This is a genomic window from Tepidimonas aquatica (assembly GCF_007556585.1).
In the GTDB taxonomy this organism is placed as follows: domain Bacteria; phylum Pseudomonadota; class Gammaproteobacteria; order Burkholderiales; family Burkholderiaceae_C; genus Tepidimonas; species Tepidimonas aquatica.
Genome location: NZ_VJNA01000003.1, coordinates 73767 through 89841 on the forward strand (window position 1 = coordinate 73767; position 16075 = coordinate 89841).

A 16075-nucleotide genomic window follows, 5' to 3' on the forward strand; every position below is an offset into this window, starting at 1 on the left:
GGATCACCACGGTCAGGCCACGCACAGGCGCTGGCGGGCGTCGGCGTACTCGCGCTTGAGCCGCTCGACCACCTCGGCCGCCGGGCGCACCGCATCGACCACGCCGATGCCCTGCCCGCAGCCCCAGATGTCCTTCCACGCCTTGACTGCGCCACCGCCAAAATTCATTTTGCTCGGGTCGCTCTCGGGCAGGTTGTCCGGGTCCAAACCGGCGGCGCGGATCGAGGGCTTGAGGTAGTTGCCGTGCACGCCGGTGAACAGGTTGGTGTAGACGATATCGTCCGACGTGCACTCGACGATGCATTGCTTATAGGCGTCGCTGGCGCGGGCCTCGTGCGTGGCGATGAACAGCGAGCCGATGTAGGCAAAGTCCGCCCCCATGGCCTGCGCCGCCAGCACCGCACCGCCGGTGGCGATCGACCCCGACAACGCCAGCGGCCCATCGAACCACTGGCGGATCTCCTGGATCAGCGCAAAGGGGCTTTTAGTGCCCGCGTGCCCCCCGGCGCCAGCCGCCACGGCGATCAGGCCGTCGGCGCCTTTGTCGATGGCCTTGTGCGCGAAGGTGTTGTTGATGATATCGTGCAGCACCACCCCACCCCAGCCGTGCACGGCCTGGTTGACGTCCTCACGCGCGCCGAGGCTGGTGATGATGATCGGCACCTTGTACTTTTCGCACAGCGCCATGTCGTGCTCCAGGCGGTCGTTGCTCTTGTGCACGATCTGGTTGATGGCAAACGGCGCCGCGGGCCGATCCGGGTGCGCGGCGTTGTGCGCCGCCAGCGCTTCGGTGATTTCGGCCAGCCACTCGTCGAGCTGCGACGCCGGGCGGGCGTTGAGCGCCGGCATCGAGCCGACGATACCGGCCTTGCACTGCTCGATGACGAGTTTGGGGTTGCTGATGATGAACAGCGGCGAGCCGATCACGGGCAGCGCCAGCCGTTGCAGCGCGGCGGGGATCCGAGACATGGGCAATCCTTGCTTGAATGGTTGGCTTCAGCGGCGTCAGAACGCCTCCAGCGCCATCGCCTTGAGGCTGTCGGCGCCGTGCACGATGGCGTCGCGCGCGGCCAGCGCGCGCGGCAGGATGTGCTCGGCGTAAAAGCGCGCGGTGGCGATCTTGGCGCGCATGAACGCCTCGTCGCGCCCGGCCGCCAGCTCCTGTTGCGCGGCCAGCAGCGCGCGCGCCATCTGCCAGCCGGCCATCAGGTTGCCCGCCAGCATCAGGTACGGCACGCTGCCGGCGTAGGCGGCCACGGGGTCGGCCTTGGCCTGCGCGGCGATGTAGGCCACCACCTGCTCAAAAGCTTCGCGCGCGGCCTGCAGGCGCACCTGCACGGCGCGCGCCGCCTCGGTGCCGCTGGCCGCCAGCGCCGCTTCGGTGGCCTGCACCTGGCGCGCCACCGCCAGCGCCGTGGCGCCACCGTCGCGCGCCGTCTTGCGTCCGACCAAATCGTTGGCCTGGATCGCGGTGGTGCCTTCGTAGATGGTGAGGATCTTGGCGTCGCGGTAGTGTTGCGCCGCGCCGGTTTCTTCGATGAAGCCCATGCCGCCGTGCACTTGCACGCCCAGGCTGGTGACCTCGTGGCTGATTTCGGTGCTGTAGCCCTTGACCAGCGGCACCATGAATTCGTAAAAGGCCTGGTTGTGCCTGCGCGCTTCGGGGTCCGGGTGGTGGTGCGCGACGTCGTACGCGGCCGCCGCCACGCTGGCCATCGCGCGGCAGCCTTCGGTCAGCGCCCGCATCGTCATCAGCATGCGCCGCACGTCCGGGTGGTGGATGATCGGGGCAGCACCTGCGACGCTGCCATCCACAGGGCGGCTCTGGATGCGCTCGCGGGCGTACTGCACCGCCTTTTGGTAGGCGCGCTCGCTCAGCCCGATGCCCTGCAGCCCCACGGCGTAGCGCGCCGCGTTCATCATGATGAACATGTACTCCAGGCCGCGGTTTTCTTCGCCGACCAGGTAGCCCACCGCCCCGCCGTGGTCACCAAATTGCAGCACGCACGTCGGGCTGGCCTTGATGCCGAGTTTGTGCTCGATGCTGACGCAGTGCACGTCGTTGCGCGCACCCAGGCTGCCGTCGGGGTTGACCAAGAATTTCGGCACGATGAACAGGCTGATGCCTTTGACCCCTTCGGGCGCGCCTGGCACGCGGGCCAGCACCAGGTGGACGATGTTGTCCGCCATGTCGTGCTCGCCGTAGGTGATGAAGATCTTGGTGCCAAACAGCTTGTAGGTGCCGTCGCCCTGCGGCTCGGCACGCGTGCGCACCAGCGACAGGTCGCTGCCGGCTTGCGGCTCGGTCAGGTTCATCGTGCCGGTCCAGCGGCCCTCGATCATCGGCGGGATGTAGAGCTGCTTTTGCGCCTCACTGCCGGCGGTCAGCAGCGCCTCGATGGCGCCATCGGTCAGCAGCGGACACAACGCAAAGCTCAAGTTGGCGGCGTTGAGGATTTCGGTGCACGCCGCCCCGATCGTCTTCGGCAGGCCCTGACCGCCGAACTCGACCGGATGCTGCAAGCCCTGCCAGCCCCCTTCGGCGTATTGGCGAAACGCCTCTTTGAAGCCCGGCGTCGTCAGCACCTGGCCGTCGTGCCACGACGAGGGGTTGCGGTCGCCCTCCCAGTTCAGCGGCGCCACCACCTCCTCGTTGAGGCGGGCGCATTCCTCCAGCACCGCCTGCGCGGTGTCGAGGTTGGCGTCCTCGAAGCCGGGGATGCGCGCGATCTCGTCCAGACGCGCCAAGTGGCGCATCGTGAACAGCATATCCTGCACGGGGGCTTTGAAGGTCATGGGGTGTGTCTCCGGTCGGCAAAAAAAGGGGCATGCAGCGATGCGCTGGATGCCCTGGGTGGTTGGTCGTGGCCGTTACAGCGCCTTGACCAGCTCCGGCACGGCCTGGAACAGGTCGGCTTCCAGGCCGTAGTCGGCGACGCTGAAGATGGGCGCCTCGGGGTCTTTGTTGATGGCCACGATGACCTTCGAATCCTTCATGCCCGCCAGGTGCTGGATGGCGCCGCTGATGCCCACCGCGATGTACAGCTGCGGCGCGACGATCTTGCCGGTCTGCCCGACCTGCCAGTCGTTGGGCGCGTAGCCGGCGTCGACAGCGGCGCGGCTGGCACCGATGGCCGCCCCCAGCTTGTCCGCCAGCGGGGTGATGACCTCGTTGAACTTCTCGGCGCTGCCCAGCGCACGCCCGCCGGAGACGATGATCTTGGCGGCGGTCAGCTCGGGGCGGTCGCTCTTGGCCAGCTCGCTGGCCACAAAGCGGCTCTTGCCGCTGTCATCCACCGCCGGCACCGACTCGACCACGGCGGCGCCGCCGCTGGCCGGCGCCGCGTCGAACGCGGTGGTGCGCACGGTGATGACGTGCTGCGCGTCGCTGCTGCGCACGGTGGCGATGGCGTTGCCGGCGTAGATCGGGCGCTCGAACGTGTGCAGGTCCACCACCGCGGTGATGTCGCTGAGCTGCGCCACGTCCAGCTTGGCGGCGATGCGCGGCGCCACGTTGCGCCCGGCGGCGGTGGCCGGCAGCAGGATGTGGCTGTAGCCGGCGGCCAGCGCCAGCACCTGCGCCGCCAGGTTTTCGGCCAGGCCGTGCGCCAACGCCGCGCCGTCGGCGTGCAGCACCTTGGCCACGCCGGCGATCTGCGCCGCCGCCTGCGCCGCCGGCGCGGCCCCTTGGCCGGCCACCAGCACGTGGATGTCGCCGGCACCGGCGGCTTGCAGTTTCAGCGCCGCCCCAACGGTGTTGAGCGTGGCGCCCTTGAGGGAGGCGTTGTCGTGTTCGGCAATGACGAGGATGGTCATGGTGGCGCGTCCTTTCCTCAAATGACCTTGGCTTCGTTTTTGAGCTTGTCCACGAGCGTGGCCACGTCAGGCACCTTGATGCCGGCGCTGCGCTTGGGCGGCTCGGCCACCCGCAGCGTCTGCAGCCGTGGCGTCACGTCTACGCCGAGGTCGGCGGGCTTGACGGTGTCCAGCGGCTTTTTCTTGGCCTTCATGATGTTGGGCAGCGTCACGTAGCGCGGCTCGTTGAGGCGCAGGTCGGTGGTGATGATGGCCGGCAGCTTCAGCGCCAGCGTCTCCAGGCCGCCGTCGACCTCGCGCGTGACCTCGACCTCGTCGCCCTTGACCTCGACCTTGGAGGCAAAGGTGGCCTGCGGCCAATCGAGCAGCGCGGCCAGCATTTGGCCGGTTTGGTTGGCATCGTCGTCGATGGCCTGCTTGCCCAGGATGACCAGCTGCGGCGACTCGCGCTGCACCAGCGCCGCCAGCAGCTTGGCCACCGCCAGCGGCTGCAGCTCGGCGTCAGTCTCGACCAGAATGGCGCGGTCGGCGCCGATGGCCATGGCGGTGCGCAGCGTTTCCTGGCACTGCGCCACGCCGCACGACACCGCCACGATCTCGGTGGCCACGCCTTTTTCCTTCAGGCGCACGGCTTCTTCCACCGCAATCTCGTCGAACGGGTTCATGCTCATCTTGACGTTGGCGATATCGACACCGCTGCCGTCGGCCTTGACCCGTACCTTGACGTTGTAGTCCACCACGCGTTTGACGGGGACGAGGATCTTCATGCGTTGCTCCTGAAGGTGACCAAAGCGTGTATGCCATGGTTGACGTTTACGTCAACGTCAACGTCAACCCGGACCCCATTGTACGGGCCCCGGCGGCGCCGGGACCACAAAAAACGAACGATCGTTCGATTTTTGGCGATTATAGGCACAGCCTCTGCGCGCCACAAGCCCTACCCCGCGCCCGCATCCGTCGCCTGCGCGACGACCGCAGCGGGCGCGCCGCGCAGGTGCAGCACGCGTTGCGGGTAAGGGATCTCCACCCCGTGCTCGCGCAGCAGCGCCAAGATGCGCAGGTTGATGGCCGAGCGCAGCCCGAGCTGGCCGTTTTCCGGGTCGGCGATCCAGTAGCCCAGCGTGAACTCCAGCCCGTCGGCGCCGAAGGCCGACAGCGCCGCCAGCGGCGCGGGGTCACGCAGTACACGCGGCTGCTCCAGCGCCGCCTGTTCCAGCAGCCGCCGCACCAGGTCGACGTCGCTGTCGTAGGCGACGCTGACCACCGTGGACTGCCACACGCGCGGGTCGGACAGAGACAGGTTTTCCACCCGCTGCGTGATCAGCATCTCGTTCGGCACGATGGACTCGCGCCCGCTGACGGCGCGGATGACCGTGTAGCGTGCCTTGATGTCGGCCACCACGCCTTCGAAGGCGTCGAGGCGCACCATGTCGCCGATGCGCATGCTGCGCTCGGTCAGGATGACAAAGCCGCTGACGTAGTTGGCGGCCAGTTTTTGCAGGCCAAAGCCGATGCCCACGCCGATGGCGCCACCCAACACCGACAGCGCCGTCAGGTCGATGCCCACTGCCGATAGCGCCAGCATCAACCCGACGGACAGCAACAACGCCCGTGTGGCGTTGCTGGCGACCTTGCGCAGCGACAGCGACTCGCCGCTGGCGTCGCGCAGCAGCCGCGCCTCGATGGCCGACGACACCCACAACGCCACGATCAGCACCACCGCAGCCGACAGCGCGCCTTCCAGCAGCGTGCGCACCGACACCGTGCTGCCGCCCAGCTTCCAGTGGATCTGGTCCAGCTCGGCCAGCACCACCGGCAGCAACCCGGTGATCCAAGCCACTGCCGCCAGCCACGCCAGCCACGACAGCGACCGCTCCACCGGGCGCAGCCAGGGCGCGTCGCGAAACGCCACCTCCAGCACCTTGACGCCGACCCGAATCGCCACCAGCGCGATCAGCGCGGGGATGGCCACGCTCCACACCGCACGCGGCACCCACATCGCCGTCAGCGTCCGCCCGGCGTAAGCCAGCACCAGCCACAGCAGCGGAAACAGCACGCCGTCGATGCCGCGGCGGCCAAACCAGATCGAGCGCTCGGCATCCGGGTTGAACGCGCGCTGCAACCCGCGCACTGCCAACCACGCCAGCGCCCCTGCCAGCGCCAGCACGCCCAGCTCCAGCAGCGCGCCGGGTTGGGCAAAGGCGCGCAGCCACGCCTGCAGATCGTCCAGCGGAACCGGCGAGCGCGCCATCACACCCCCCCGCTGCGCCACGCCGGGGCGCGTTTTTCGACGAACGCCTGCACGCCTTCCTGCGCCACCTCGTGCATCATGTTGCACGCCATCGTCTGCCCGGCCAACTGGTAGGCGGCTTCGATGCCGGTCTCCCGGTGCTGGTAAAACACCGCTTTGCCCATCGCGATGGCCGCACGCGGCTTGGCCAGGATCGACGTCACCAGCCGCTCGACCTCGGCGTCCAGCGCCTCCAGCGGCACCACGCGGTTGACCAGACCGCGCGCGTGCGCCTCGTGCGCGCCGATGAATTCGCCCGTCAACAGCATTTCCATCGCCACCTTGGTGGGTACGTTGCGCACCAGCGGCACGCTGGGCGTGGCGCAAAAGAGCCCCACGTCGATGCCGTTGACACCGAAGCGCGCCTCCTGCGCCGCCACCGCCAGGTCGCACTGCGCCACCAGCTGGCAACCGGCCGCGGTGGCCAGCCCCTGCACGCGCGCGATCACCGGCACCGGCAGGCGCTGGATCTGCAGCATCATGCGCGAGCACTGGGCAAACAACTGCTGGTAGTACGCCAGGCTGGGGTTGGCGCGCATTTCCTTGAGGTTGTGCCCGGCGCAAAACGCTTTGCCCGCCGCCGCGATGACCAGCACGCGCCCGGCTTCGTCGGCCGCCACCTCGTCCAGCTTGGCCGACAGCGCCGCCAGCATCGCCTCGCTGAGCGCGTTGAAAGTCTTGGGGGTGTTGAGCGTGAGGGTGTGCACGCCGCGCGCATCACGCTGGTGCAACAAGATGGGCTCTTGCTCGCTCATCGACATGGGTAGGTCTCCTCGTTACGGAGGCGTTCGCCGTCACAGGTCGGCCAGCGTGCGCACGTGCGCCTCGACGCTGCGCGCCAGCGCGCTGAGGTTGTAGCCGCCCTCCAGCACGCTGACGATGCGGCCCTTGGCATGGCGGCGCGCCACGTCCATCAGCCGCTGCGTGATCCAGACGTAGTCCTGCTCCACCAGCGCAAGCTGGCCGAGGTCGTCCTCGCGGTGGGCGTCGAAGCCGGCGCTGATCAGGATCAGCTGCGGGCGGTGCGCCTCCAGCCGCGGCAGCCACATCATCTCGATGAGCTCACGCACTTCCATGCCACGGGTGTAGGCCGGCACGGGCACATTGACCAGGTTGGCGTCGTCGCGGTGGTCCCACTCCGGGTAGTGCGGGTGTTGGTAAAAGCTGCACATCAGGATGCGCTCGTCGCCGGCGACGATGTCCTCCGTCCCGTTGCCGTGGTGCACGTCGAAGTCGACGATCGCCACGCGCTGCAGCCCCAGGCGCGCCAGCGCGTACTTGGCCGCCACCGCCACGTTGTTGAAGAAGCAGAATCCCATCGCCCGGTTGCGGCAGGCATGGTGGCCCGGCGGGCGCACGGCGCAGAAGGCATTGGCCAGCTCGCCGTTGACCACCGCCTCGGCGGCGTCGATGGCCGCGCCTGCCGCGGCCAGCGCCGCCTCCCACGTGTGCAGGCCCAGCGCCGTGTCGGGGTCCAGCGCCAGATGCGTCGGGCCACCGGCCTGCACGTTGTCGCGCAGCTCGTCGGCCAAACCACGTAAGGCCGCCACGTGCAGCCGGTCATGCGCCAGCTCCAGCTCCGCCACCGACGCCAGTGTCGCGGTGCGCTGCGCCAGCGCGTCCAGCACCCCGGTGATCAGCAACCGGTCCTCGATCGCACCCAGCCGCTGGGGGCATTCCGGGTGCCCCGGTCCCATGTCGTGGCGGGCGCAAGCGGGATGGGTGAAGTAGCCGGTCGGTTTCATCGTGGGGTCTGCCTCGGGTGGTGATGCCGGGCGCGCCGCCCTTGCGGTATCGTCACCCTACCATGACGTCACCACAACCGCTGATCGACGCGCTGCAGCAGTAGCTTACCACGGTCGTTTTGGGCAAGGACGAGGTGGTGCGCCAAGCGCTGACCTGCCTGCTGGCCGACGGCCACCTGCTGATCGAGGACGTGCCCGGCGTCGGCAAGACCACGCTGGCGCAGGCACTGGCGCGTACGTTAGGCCTGCGTCTGGCGCGGGTGCAGTTCACGGCCGATTTGCTGCCCAGTGACGTCGTCGGCGCCTCGGTGTGGGACCGCGAGCGGCGCAGCTTTGTCTTCCACCCCGGACCGGTGTTTGCCGACGTGCTGCTGGCCGACGAAATCAACCGCGCCAGCCCGCGCACGCAAAGCGCGCTGCTGGAAGCAATGGAGGAACGCCAGGTCACGGTCGACGGCGTCACGCACCCACTGCCGCAGCCGTTTTTCGTCATCGCGACCCAAAACCCGCTGGAGCAGGTGGGCGCGCAACCGCTGCCCGAATCGCAGTTGGACCGCTTTTTGATGCGGCTGTCGCTTGGCTACCCCGACGCTGCGGCCGAACGCGCGCTGCTGCGCGGGCAAGACCGGCGCGAGCTGCTCAGCACCCTGCCGGCGTTGACCGACGCGGCGGGCCTGCGCGCGCTGCAGCACGCGGCGGCCGCCGTCGGCGTGGCCGACGCGCTGCTCGACACCCTGCAGGCGCTGCTGCACGCCACGCGCAGCGGCGGCCGCTTTGCGCAGGGGCTCAGCCCGCGCGCTGGCTTGGCGCTGCTGCGCGCGGCGCGCGCGTACGCGCTGCTGCAGGGGCGCGCTTACGTGGCCCCGGACGACCTGTACGCCGTGGTCGTGCCGGTGGCGGCCCACCGGCTGCGCCCGGCCCCGGGCGTGGCGCACGACAGCGCCGCGCTGCTGCGCGCGCTGCAGCAGGAGCTGGGATGACCGCCATGGATGGCGTGCGCGGCTGGCGTGTGTGGTGGCTGGGGCGGCTGCCGCGCACGCCGGCGCACCGGCTCACCCACCGCACGCTGTACGTGCTGCCGACGCGGCCAGGGTGGATGCTGACGCTGACCCTGACGCTGCTGCTGGTGGGCAGCATCAATTTTCAGCTCAACCTGGGCTACGCGCTGACCTTCATGCTGGCTGGCAGCGCCGCCGCGGCGGTGTGGAGCGCTCACGCCAACATGCGCGGCCTGACGCTGACGCTGGGCGACGCGCGCGACGCCTGGGCCGGCCAGCCCGCGACGCTGACGGTGCGCGTGACGGGCGCCCAACGGCCGCGCTGGGCGGTGGAGGTCGACGCCCTGGGCGGCCCGCCCGCCGTGCCGCAGGACCTCGTCGACCCCGAGGTGGCCATCGAGGTGCCGTGGGTACCGCCGCGCCGCGGCTGGCAGCCTGCGCCCCTGGTGCGCGTCGCCACCCGCTACCCGCTCGGGGTATGCCGCGTGTGGAGCTGGTGGCGCCCCGCCTCCGACATCCTGGTCTACCCCGCGCCGGAACCGGACGCCCCACCGCCCCCGCTGACACCGAGCGGCGCCGGGTCCGCCAGCGCCCATGGCGGCGCCTGTGCCACCGGCTGGCCCGACGACGTGCGCCCGTGGCACGCGGGCGACTCGGCGCGCCAAGTGCTGTGGAAAAAAGCCGCCCAGGTGGACGATGACCCCACCCGGTGGTGGGTGCGCACGTCCCGCCCCGACGCCGACGGCCCCGAGCGCTGGTTGGACGAGGCCGACTGCGCGCTGCCGGACGTCGAGCGCCGCCGCGCCCGCCTGTGCGCCTGGGTGCTGCAGGCCGAGCGCTCAGGCGGGCGTTACGGCCTGCGCGTGGGCGGTATCACGGTCCCGCCGGGGCGCGGCCCCGAGCACCGGCGCCGCTGTCTGGAGGTGCTGGCATGCCACTGACGCGCGGCCTTCGTGCACTGGCCAAGCGCCCGCGCGAGGTGCGCGACACCCTGCTGCTGTTGGCCGTGCTGGCCTGGGTTCAGGCGCTGTTGCTGGGTCACGTGCCGCTGTGGGCCAGCGCGCTGGGCGCCGCGCTGCTGCTGTGGCGCGGCTGGCTGGCCTGGCGCCAGCGTCCCCTGCCCGGTTGGCCGTGGCGGGCGGGACTGAGCGTGGCGGCGCTGGCCGCCACCGTCGCGCAGCACCGCACGCTGCTGGGCCCGGACGCCGGCGTCACCCTGGTGGTGGTGTTGCTGGCGCTCAAAACGCTCGAGCTGCGCGCGCGGCGCGACGCCTGGGTGCTGTTTTTTCTGGCCTTTTTTGCGTTGCTGACGCCGCTGCTGCGCTCGCAGGCGCTGCCGATGGCGCTGGGCGTGGCCGTTGCGGTATGGGGGCTGCTGACGGCGCTGGTGCTGGCGCGCCGTCCGGTCGGCGCGGTGCCGGTGGGTGACGCCGCCCGCACCGCAGCGCGCCTGATGCTGCTGGGCACACCGCTGATGGTGGTGCTGTTCGCGCTGTTTCCGCGCCTGCCGCCGCTGTGGGGCCTGCCGCTGGACAGCACGCTGGGCCGCAGCGGTCTGTCGGGCCAGATGCGCGTGGGCGACGTGGCGCGCCTGGCGCTGGATGACCGCGTCGCGCTGCGCGTGGCGTTCCCCGACGGCGCGCCGCCCGTGCAGGCGCTGTACTTCCGGGGGCCGGTGCTGCGCGTGTTCGACGGCCAACAGTGGCGACCGCTGCACGGACCGCAGGCCGCGCCGGTGGTGGACGCCGCGTGGGTGCACGCCGACACCGCGGTGACGCGCACGGCCGCCGGGCCGCCACTGCGCTACCGTGTCACGCTGGAGCCCACGCAGCGCCCATGGCTGCCGGCGCTGGAGCACACGTTGCGTGCCCCCCAGGTGCAGGGTGGCGCCCCCCACGCAGCGCCGCTGACCGCCCCCGACGGCGCCTGGTGGCTGCCCGCCCCCATCACCGACGTGCTGCGCTACGACGCCCAGGCCCACACCGACGTGGCCTGGGGCGCGCAGGCCGACCGGCTGGCGTTGCAGGTCGACCGCGAGCTGCCGCCCGGCTACAACCCGCGCACGCTGGCGTGGGCGCAAGCCCTGCGCCGCGAGCTGGGCGACCCCGAACCCGCGGCGCTGGTGGCCGCGTTGCTGCAGCGCCTACGCGACGGCGGCTACCGCTACACGCTGGAGCCGGGCGTCTACGGGCCGCACAGCGCCGACGAGTTCTGGTTCGACCGCAAGGCCGGGTTTTGCGAGCACATCGCCTCGGCGTTTGTCGTTGCGCTGCGTGCGCTGGACATCCCAGCGCGCATCGTCACCGGCTACCAGGGCGGCGAATTCAACCCCGTCGATGGCCTGTGGACCGTGCGCCACAGCGACGCCCACGCCTGGGCCGAAGTGTGGCTGCCGGCCCAAGGGTGGACACGCATCGACCCCACCGCCTGGGTGGCGCCGTCGCGCACCGCCGCAGGGGTCCGGCTGCAGCCCCCGCCGGGGCCGCTGGCGCGCGCCGTGGTGCAGGTCGATCCGCGCTTGTTGCAGTTGGCGCGCGCCTGGTGGGATGCCACCAACCAGCGCTGGAACGAATGGGTGCTCGACTACGGCCCCACGCGCCAGCTGCAATTGCTGCAACGCCTGGGCTGGTCGGCGCAGGACTGGCGCGACGCGCTGCGCGCGCTGGGTGCGGTGCTGGGGCTGGCGGCCGTGGTGGCGGTGGCCTGGCTGCTGTGGCCGCTGCGCCCGCGCCGCGCCGACCCCTGGCAACGGTGGCTTCGGCTGGCCGCCCAGCGCGCCGCCGCGGCAGGTGTGGTGCCCCCGCAGCCACTCACCCCGCGGGCGCTGGCGACGGCGGTGCGCCGTCACCCGGGGGTGCCCGAAGCCACCGCCCGAGCATGGGAAGCCGCGCTGCTGCAACTGGAGGCCTTGCGCTACGATCCGGCCATGGCCGCATCCCTTCCTGCTGGCGAACAGCGTGCGCTGCGCCAACGTCTGCGCGATCTGCCCGCCTTGACCGCGCGCGCGCCCACGCGGCGTGCGGCGGGGCGCTGGCTGCTGGGCATGGCGCTGGCGGCCGCGTTGCCGCTGGATGAGCCGCACGCCCAACCGGCGCGCACCAGCGCGGGGTGGGACGAAGCCGCGCTGCGTGCGCTGGCGGTGTCGATCGACCGCGCCGAAGGCTGGGACGACGGCTGGGCGCAGCAGTGGCTACCACGCGCCCAGCCCGACGCCCGCTCGCGCGCGCTCAACACCCCGCCCCCGGCCACCGCCTACCCCAACTGGGCCGCCTACCGGGCGCGGTTTGTCGAGCCCCGGCGCATCGCCGCCGGCGTGGCGTTTTGGGCCGCGCACGCCGAGGCGCTGGCGCGCGCCGAAGCACGCTGGGGCGTGCCCGCGCACGTGGTGGTCGGCATCATCGGCGTCGAGACGCTGTACGGCCGCCACCTCGGCCAGCACCGGGTGTTGGACGTGTTGGCCACGCTGGCGCTGGACTTCCCGCCCGAGCATCCACGCGCCGCGCAGCGGCAGGCCATGTTCCAAGACGAGCTGCGCGCGCTGCTGCGGCTGGCCCGCCACAGCGGCATCCCGCCGGACACCTGGCGCGGCAGCTACGCTGGCGCCATGGGCTGGCCCCAGTTCATGCCGAGCAGCTGGCTGGCCCACGCGGTGGATTTCGACGACGACGGCCGCGTCGACCTGATCGGCAGCCCGGTGGATGCGATCGGCTCGGTGGCGGCGTTTTTGGCCGCGCACGGCTGGCAGCAGGACATGCCGGTGCGCTACGCCGTCACGCCACCCACCCACCCGCAAGCGTTGGGCACGCTGCTGGCGCCGGACATCCGCCCGACGTTCACCGCGGCGCAACTGCGTGAGCTGGGCGCCGAGCTGCCCCCCGAGGCGCAGCGCCACCCGGGCCCGTTGGCACTGGTGCTGCTGCACAACGGCGATCCCGCCGCCGGGGGCGGCGCGCCCACCTACGTGCTGGGCACGCAAAACTTTTGGGCGCTGACGCGCTACAACCGCTCCAGCTACTACGCGCTGGCGGTGCTGGAGCTGGGCGAGACCGTGGCACGGCAGCGACGCGCCTGAGGGCGGTGGCGCGCGCTGCCACCCGCGTGACACGCGAGGGGGTTTTCCCAAGCTTCGCGGACCCGCGGTCGCGGTACGATGGGCGTCTCAAGAACCATCCGTGCCGAAGGAGACACCCACCATGCGATCCCTGCGTCGTCTGACCCGTGCCCTCGTGTGGGGAGCTGCGTTCCTGGCCGCCAGCGTCCACGCGCAATCGACCCAGTTCATCAACGTGCTCACCGGCGGCCAAAGCGGCGTGTACTACCCGGTCGGTGTGGCGCTGTCGCAAATCTACGCCAAGGACATCCCCAACGTGCGCGCCACCGCCCAGGTCACGCGCGCCTCGGCTGAAAACCTCAACCTGTTGCAGGCCGGCCGCGGCGAGGCCGCCTTTACGCTGGCCGATGCGCTGTCCGACGCCTGGAAGGGCAACGAGGAGGCCGGCTTCAAGCGAAAACTCGACAAACTGCGCGGCATCTCGGCGCTGTACAACAACTACATCCAGATCGTGGCCAACGCCGACAGTGGCATCCGCACGCTGGCCGACTTCAAGGGCAAGCGCGTCTCGGTGGGCGCGGCGCGATCGGGCACCGAGCTCAACGCGCGCGCAATCTTCAAAGCCGCCGGTCTGTCGTACAGCGACCTGGCCAAGGTGGAGTACCTGCCCTTTGGCGAGTCGGTGGAGCTGATGAAAAACCGCCAGCTCGACGCCACGCTGCAGTCCGCCGGGCTGGGCGTGGCCTCGATCCGCGACCTGGCCACGGCGATCAAGATCGTCGTCATCCCCGTGCCGCCGGAGGTCGTGGCCAAGGTTGGTGATCCGGCTTACCAGCCGGCCGTGATCCCCGCCAACACCTACCACGGCCAAACCACCGACGTGCCCACCGCGGCCATCCCCAACTTTTTGGTCACCCACGCCGGCGTGCCCGACGAGACCGTGTACCGCATGACCAAGGCGATGTTCGACAACCTCGACACGCTGTACGCCGCGCACAACGCCGCGCGCGCCATCAAGCGCGAGCATGCGCTAACCAGCATGCCGGTGCCGCTGCACCCGGGCGCGGCGCGCTACTACCGCGAAGTCGGCCTGCTGAAGTGAACGCACCGTGATGGACCACGCCGCCCCGCTGGCGACGGCGCCCGCCCCGGCACGGGTAAGCTTGCGCTCGCCCGTGGTGTGGGTGGCGCTGGCGTTCAGCACCTTCCAGTTGGCGATGGCGGCGTTTCACCCGCTGTCCAGCCAGGTCATCCGCGCGCTGCACGTCGGGTTCGTGCTGTGGCTCATTTTTATCGTCTACCCACCGCTCAAAGGGCGTGGCGGCGCACGGGAACGCCTGGGCCTGGCGCTGGGCTGGGCACTGGGCCTGGCCGGCATCGCCACCGGGCTGTACCAGTGGGTGTTCGAAGCCGACCTCACCTAACGCGCCGGTGAGCTTGCCGGCGCCGATGGGCTGGTCGGCACGGTGGCCATCGCGCTGGTGTTCGAGGCGGCACGGCGCGTCATGGGTTGGGGGCTGCCGGTCATCTGCGCGCTGTTTTTGGCTTACGCGGCGTTCGGCCAACACCTGCCCGGGCCGCTGGCGCACCGCGGCTACGACTGGGAACAGCTCATCGCCACGCTGGGCTTTGGCACCGAGGGGATCTACGGCACGCCCACCTACGTGTCATCGACCTACATCTTTTTGTTCATTCTGTTTGGCGCGTTTTTGGAGCAGGCGGGCATGGTGCGCCTGTTCACCGACTTTGCCATGGGCACGGTCGGCCACACGCGCGGCGGGCCGGCCAAGGTGGCGGTGATCTCGTCGGGCCTGATGGGCACGATCAACGGCTCGGGCGTGGCCAATGTCGTTACCACCGGCCAGTTCACGATCCCGCTGATGAAGCGCTTTGGCTACAGCCCAGCCTTCGCGGGCGGCGTCGAGGCCACCTCCAGCATGGGCGGGCAGATCATGCCGCCGGTGATGGGGGCGGTGGCCTTCATCATGGCCGAAACGATCAATGTCCCTTACGTCGCCATCGTGCAAGCGGCGCTGATCCCGGCCATCCTGTACTTCGTGACTGTCTTTTGGATGGTGCACCTGGAAGCTGGCCGGCGTGGCCTGCACGGGCTCCCCAAAGACCAGTGCCCCAACCCGTGGACGGCGGTGCACGAACGCTGGTTTTTGCTGCTGCCGCTGGCGGCGCTGGTGGCGCTGCTGTTTGGCGGCTATACGCCGATGTTTTCCGGCACCGTTGGGTTGGCGCTGACGGTGATTTTGATCTTCGGCGCCGCCGTCATGCAGGGGCTGCGCGGCAGCGGGCTGCGGGTGTTGTTCTGGGTGCTGCTGGCGTTGGCGTGCAGCGGCTTTTTCCGCTTCGGTGCGGGCACGTTTCTCGCTATCACGGCGGTACTGGTGGCGCTGACCTACGTGCTGCGCAGCGGCGCGCAGGCGCGCGCCCAGGCGCTGGCGGCGCTGGTCGAAGGCGCCCAGCATGCGTTGCCGGTGGCCTCGGCGTGCGCGCTGGTCGGGGTTCTGATCGGCGTCATCAACCTCACCGGCGTGGCGGCCGAACTGGGCGGCTATGTGATCGGCCTGGGGCGTGACAACCTGTTGCTGGCGCTGCTGCTGACGATGCTGACCTGCCTGGTGCTGGGCATGGGCATCCCCACCATTCCCAACTACATCATCACCAGCACGCTGGCCGCGCCGGTGTTGCTGGAGCTGGGGGTGCCGCTGATCGTCAGCCACATGTTTGTGTTTTACTTTGGCATCATGGCCGACCTCACGCCCCCCGTGGCGCTGGCGGCGTTTGCGGCGGCGCCGATCGCGCGCGAGCGCGGGCTGCTGATCAGCCTGCAGGCGGTGCGGGTGGCCATCGCCGGCTTTATCGTGCCCTACATGGCCGTGTACAGCCCAGCGTTGATGCTGCAAGGCGAAGGCGGCGCCGTGGCCGTGGCGTGGGTCACGTTCAAGGCGCTGGTGGCCGTTGGGCTGTGGGGCATGGCCGCCATTGGTTACCTGTGGGGGCCACTGAAGGCGTGGGAGCGTGTGTGGGCGCTGCTGGCGGCGGCGCTGTTGGTGGTGGCGCTGCCGATCACCGACGAGCTGGGCCTGGCCGCCGCGGCGGCGCTGCTGCTGTGGCACCGCTGGCGGCAGCGCCAGCCCGCGCCACGCCCCACCGCGCGCTGAGG

The 16075-nt window shown here is 70.4% G+C and carries 12 protein-coding genes and 1 pseudogene; 6 read left to right on the forward strand and 7 right to left on the reverse strand.

Annotated features, from left to right (window positions below):
* Positions 1-12: 12 nt before the first annotated feature.
* The 7 genes from Taqua_RS01740 to Taqua_RS01770 form a co-directional block, all read right to left on the reverse strand.
* The gene (locus tag Taqua_RS01740) at positions 13-969 is read right to left on the reverse strand and encodes an NAD(P)H-dependent flavin oxidoreductase (protein ID WP_144324315.1); all 957 of its coding nucleotides are present in this window, start codon (positions 967-969) and stop codon (positions 13-15) included.
* Between the two features lie 36 nt (positions 970-1005).
* Complete coding sequence (locus Taqua_RS01745; RefSeq protein WP_144324316.1) at positions 1006-2796, reverse strand: acyl-CoA dehydrogenase; 1791 nt, start codon at positions 2794-2796, stop codon at positions 1006-1008.
* A 75-nt stretch (positions 2797-2871) separates the two neighbouring features.
* Complete coding sequence (locus Taqua_RS01750; protein WP_144324317.1) at positions 2872-3816, reverse strand: electron transfer flavoprotein subunit alpha/FixB family protein; 945 nt, start codon at positions 3814-3816, stop codon at positions 2872-2874.
* A 17-nt stretch (positions 3817-3833) separates the two neighbouring features.
* Positions 3834-4583: an electron transfer flavoprotein subunit beta/FixA family protein gene (locus Taqua_RS01755; protein WP_068610751.1), complete on the reverse strand. Its 750-nt coding sequence runs from the start codon at positions 4581-4583 to the stop codon at positions 3834-3836.
* Between the two features lie 170 nt (positions 4584-4753).
* On the reverse strand, positions 4754-6067 hold the full coding sequence (locus Taqua_RS01760; RefSeq protein WP_144324318.1) for a mechanosensitive ion channel family protein: 1314 nt from the start codon (positions 6065-6067) through the stop codon (positions 4754-4756).
* The gene (locus Taqua_RS01765) at positions 6067-6867 is read right to left on the reverse strand and encodes an enoyl-CoA hydratase (RefSeq protein WP_144324319.1); all 801 of its coding nucleotides are present in this window, start codon (positions 6865-6867) and stop codon (positions 6067-6069) included. Before Taqua_RS01765 ends, Taqua_RS01760 begins: the two co-directional genes overlap by 1 nt.
* A gap of 33 nt (positions 6868-6900) precedes the next feature.
* Positions 6901-7851: a histone deacetylase family protein gene (locus Taqua_RS01770; protein ID WP_144324320.1), complete on the reverse strand. Its 951-nt coding sequence runs from the start codon at positions 7849-7851 to the stop codon at positions 6901-6903.
* Positions 7852-7970: 119 nt separating this feature from the next.
* Here Taqua_RS01770 and Taqua_RS01775 point away from each other — a divergent pair, with 119 nt between their 5' ends.
* The 6 genes and pseudogenes from Taqua_RS01775 to Taqua_RS01795 form a co-directional block, all read left to right on the forward strand.
* Complete coding sequence (locus tag Taqua_RS01775; RefSeq protein WP_246094575.1) at positions 7971-8831, forward strand: AAA family ATPase; 861 nt, start codon at positions 7971-7973, stop codon at positions 8829-8831.
* Positions 8832-8836: 5 nt separating this feature from the next.
* Positions 8837-9790, forward strand: a complete 954-nt coding sequence (locus Taqua_RS01780; protein WP_185969531.1) for a DUF58 domain-containing protein — start codon at positions 8837-8839, stop codon at positions 9788-9790.
* Positions 9781-12921, forward strand: coding sequence for a transglutaminaseTgpA domain-containing protein (locus tag Taqua_RS01785; protein WP_246094576.1), 3141 nt, complete (start codon positions 9781-9783; stop codon positions 12919-12921). Before Taqua_RS01780 ends, Taqua_RS01785 begins: the two co-directional genes overlap by 10 nt.
* A 121-nt stretch (positions 12922-13042) precedes the next feature.
* Complete coding sequence (locus Taqua_RS01790) at positions 13043-14002, forward strand: TAXI family TRAP transporter solute-binding subunit (RefSeq protein ID WP_144324322.1); 960 nt, start codon at positions 13043-13045, stop codon at positions 14000-14002.
* Positions 14003-14009: 7 nt separating this feature from the next.
* Positions 14010-14324 (forward strand): hypothetical protein, encoded by a 315-nt coding sequence (locus tag Taqua_RS13400; protein WP_246094577.1) that lies wholly within the window; start codon positions 14010-14012, stop codon positions 14322-14324.
* 21 nt (positions 14325-14345) lie between these two features.
* A pseudogene (locus Taqua_RS01795) lies at positions 14346-16073 on the forward strand (TRAP transporter permease); the annotation flags it as partial.
* Positions 16074-16075 lie beyond the last annotated feature (2 nt).